This is a genomic window from Chitinophaga sp. (genome assembly GCF_036566945.1).
GTDB lineage: Bacteria > Bacteroidota > Bacteroidia > Chitinophagales > Chitinophagaceae > Chitinophaga.
The window spans coordinates 1-4,059 of the sequence record NZ_DATCVJ010001111.1 but is presented as its reverse complement, the minus strand read 5'-3'; the positions used below and the strand labels follow the sequence as shown (position 1 = coordinate 4,059).

Genomic DNA, 4,059 nt, shown 5'->3' with positions numbered 1-4,059 from the left:
CTGAAAATCATCTAAATCAGTATAATCCTGGGTAAGACAACCTCCGCATCATCTAAATCAGTATAATCCTGGGTAAGACAAACTTCGCAAACTGCTCTTTTCCCTACATTTGCAATATTATGAAGAGAGTCATCGGTCTATTTTGTTTACTACCGCAATTATTACAAGCGCAATCCATTCCGGTAAAGGACTATCCGCAAGGCTATTTCAGAAATCCGTTGAATGTTCCCATAGAGCTGGCGGGGAATTTTGGCGAGCTGCGTCCTAACCATTTCCACTCGGGCATGGATATTAAAACCCAGCAAAGGGAAAATCTGCCGGTACATGCGGCCGCAGATGGTTATGTAAGCCGCATCGGCGTGTCCCACACAGGATTTGGCAATGTATTATACATTACTCACCCAAATGGCTACACGACTGTATATGCGCATTTGAATGCCTTTTTTCCTGCTTTACAACAATATGTAAAGAAGCAACAATACCAGGCCGAAAGCTGGGCAAGTGATCTGACCATTCCTGCTGGCATGTTCCCGGTAAAGAAAGGTGATTTTGTTGCCTGGAGTGGTAATACCGGCGGTTCTGCCGGTCCGCATCTGCACTTTGAAATCAGAAATACGGAATCAGAAAAGCCGCTTAACCCGCTGCTGTTTGGATTCGATATTGCAGATACCCACGCGCCGGATGTATATCGCATCGCTATCTATGACCGCGACAAAAGTATTTATGAGCAGCAACCTATGATGCTGCCTGTGAAAAAAGCGGGGGGTGAATATGTGACTACGCAGCCCGTCATTAAAATAAATGCAGCGAATGCAGGTATAGGCGTGAGTGCGGTAGACCGTATGAATACCGGTAACATCTACGGCATATACGAAGTAACATTATTACAAAACGGGACGCCGGACATCGACTTTCAGCTGGATAATATCGGCTATGAAGAAACCCGTTATCTCAATGCGCATATAGACTATAAAGTGAAAAAAGGCGGTGGTCCATACTATCAGCTGGCCTTTTCTTTGCCGGGCAATAAACTGGATATTTACCATGATCTGAATGGTGATGGTACCATTCACCTGGATGATGGCGCTGTACATGAAGTTAGGTTGCTGGTGAAAGATGCTTACGGTAATACATCTACCGTGAAACTACAGCTGCAACAGGGAGGTCCGGGAGTGGCAGATAAAAGCTGCGCTAATCTCATGTATCCGGATTCCCGCAATATCTTTGAAAATAACCAGGTAGAATTTTACCTGGATGAAGATGCGTTGTACGACAAAATTTGTTTCAACTACACCGAAACTCCAGCTGTCAGCACCAAAGCATATTCCAATATATATCATTTGCATACACCACTGGTGCCTGTACACGACTTTTTCAGTGTACGGATGCGTCCTTCCCGCCCTGTTCCGGAAAGCCTGCAATCGAAAATAGTGATGGTGAGAGAAGGAATGGGCAGCAGCGCTTCGGCTACCACATTGGAAAACGGCTGGTATACCGGAACATTCCGTGATTTCGGCAACTTCCACCTGGAAGCAGATATCATTGCCCCCGAGGTGACACCACTGGGTGTGAAACCGGGCGCCAACCTGGCCAGAGCAGCTAAAATAGCTTTTGCCATGAACGATGCCAGTGGTATTAAAAGCTACCGCGCTGAACTGGATGGTAAATGGTTGTTGTTTTCCCGTAGAAGTAACGTGCTTACTTATACGTTCGATGAACACTGCCAGCCAGGTACACATATCCTGGTGATGAAAGTAACCGATATTGCCGGCAATGAAGGAACCTACAGACTCTCTTTCAAACGTTAGGAACATCATTTCAAACAGCTAAAACCTTATATATGGGAAACTTAAATGAAGGCGATAAAGCCCCGGTTTTTAAAGGACATGATCAGCATGGCAAAACCGTATCGCTGACCGACTTTAAAGGAAAACGGGTAGTCCTCTATTTTTATCCGAAAGACAATACGCCGGGATGTACAGCGCAAGCCTGCAACCTGCGTGATAATTACGATGCGCTGTTGAAAAAAGGATATGTAGTAGTAGGCGTAAGCACAGACAGTGAGCAAAGCCACCAGAAGTTCATAGAAAAGTTTGATCTGCCTTTTACTTTATTGGCAGACGAAGACAAGAAGATCGTGAACCAATACGGTGTTTGGGGCGAAAAACAAATGATGGGTAAAACCTACGACGGCATCCACCGTACTACGTTTCTCATCGATGAAAAAGGCGTGATTGCACACATCATCAAAAAACCGGATACTAAAAACCACACAGAAGAAATTCTGGAACTTTGGAAGTAGTCCCGCGGGGAGTTTGTCCCACTCAGGATTATACTGATTAAGATGATTTTCAGGAGTTTTTTTTCAGGATTAAAAAAGATTAGGGAAGATGAATGTGGATATCCGCATTTATCTTCCCTAATCTTTTTAATCTTATAAAATCAAAAAAGTAAATCGTGAGAATCATCTTAATCAGTATAATCCTGTGTAAGACAAAAACTCGCTGTTATCTCTTTTGACGCTGTTTCTTGAACAGGTTACCGGTTTTAAACTTGTTACCCTCAGGGCTACCTACACGATCCATGGCGCAACGGAAACCAACGGTATTCGTGGCCATATCTTCCTGCATGTAACGACGGGTACCTGGTGAAAGCCAGTAAGCACGATCGTTCCAGCTACCACCCTTGATCACGTGTGACTTATCGTTGATCAGCGTAGTAACGCCGTAACCATATTCCACCTGTGAAAGGGAGTCACCATCCAGGTAGTTGATTACATCACCTTTCTGATAGTTAAGACGGTTCGCACTTTCTTCGTCTGTTACATCACGCATTTTCAGGTGACCGAGACTATCTTTTTCCAGTTCTTTATTTTCATTCTGATAAACCGTCTGGAATTTGTTACCACGGAAGTAGTTAAAGTCTTCCCCATCAATCGGGTTCAGTGGTCTGTAAACGTCCAGTACCCATTCTGCTACGTTACCGGACATGTTATAGATGCCGAACGTATTAGGGTAGAAGGAGCGGATAGGACCCGGGATGGAAGCACGGTCATTCAAACCGCCGGCCACACCCATGTTATCACCGGAACCACGCTTGAAGTTGGCCAGGAACTGACCCTGCATGGTACCACGGCGGATATCACGTAATCCGCTGGTGTTGGTACCCCAGGAGTACACCTGTTTGTTCATGATCAGCTCTTCCCCATGTTTACCTTCTTTTTTGGAAGGACCGGGGTTTTGACCAATATAACCCAGTGCGGCATATTCCCATTCTGCTTCTGTTGGAAGGCGATAGTTAGGTAACATCACCCCATCTTCAAAGGCAGCGTTACGGGGAGTTCCGTCTGCATTCTTAAATTGGTTTTTGGCACTTTTAGACAACTTGCCGGGAGTACCTTCATACAAACCAGCCGTGTATGACTTGGTGTCAAAGGTGTTGTCGTCTGACTGGTTGCCTACATCTGCTTTGGAGAGCAAACCTTTGTCCATCAGTAATTTTTCGTTCACACGGTTGGAACGCCATTTACAATAGTCAGTGGCCTGTTTCCAGGTAACACCCACTACCGGATAGTCGTTGTAAGCCGGGTGGCGGAAATAATATTCTACCAGTGGTTCGTTGTAGGCCAGTTCACTACGCCATACCAGGGTATCGGGTAATGCATTGCGGTAAACATCCGGGAATGACTCGCCATAAACGCGGTTCAACCAGTAAAGATATTCACGATAATGTACGTTGGCTACTTCAGATTCATCAATGTAGAAAGAGGAAACAGTGATACGACGTGGAATATTATTCCAGTCGCCCATTACATCCTGTTCCGTTGCTCCCATCGCAAAGGTACCACCTTGTACAAACACAAGGCCCGGGCCCGTTTGCTGGGCAACGTTTTTAGCTACGCTGAAACCGCCCATTTTCTGGTCGTTGTAGTTCCAGCCCGTAGCGGAAGAAGATTCCTTCTTCTTACCGAAAAGTCCCCCGCCGTCTTTATGACAGGCACTCATGGATAGCATTACGCTGGTACCTACGAGCAATGATAAAGAGGTTAATCTACGCATG

Annotated in this window: 3 protein-coding genes; 2 read left to right on the top strand and 1 reads right to left on the bottom strand. The window is 45.5% G+C overall.

Translation table 11 applies throughout. From position 1 onward, the window contains the following. Positions 1 to 119 precede the first annotated feature (119 nt). Positions 120 to 1,808 (top strand): M23 family metallopeptidase, encoded by a 1,689-nt coding sequence (locus VIP81_RS33365; protein ID WP_331972573.1) that lies wholly within the window; start codon positions 120 to 122, stop codon positions 1,806 to 1,808. A 32-nt stretch (positions 1,809 to 1,840) separates the two neighbouring features. Further along, positions 1,841 to 2,302, top strand: coding sequence for a thioredoxin-dependent thiol peroxidase (bcp, locus tag VIP81_RS33360; protein ID WP_133807411.1), 462 nt, complete (start codon positions 1,841 to 1,843; stop codon positions 2,300 to 2,302). A gap of 205 nt (positions 2,303 to 2,507) precedes the next feature. Here bcp and VIP81_RS33355 read toward each other — a convergent pair. Further along, on the bottom strand, positions 2,508 to 4,059 hold a 1,552-nt coding region (locus VIP81_RS33355), incomplete at its 5' end, for an SUMF1/EgtB/PvdO family nonheme iron enzyme (protein WP_331972568.1).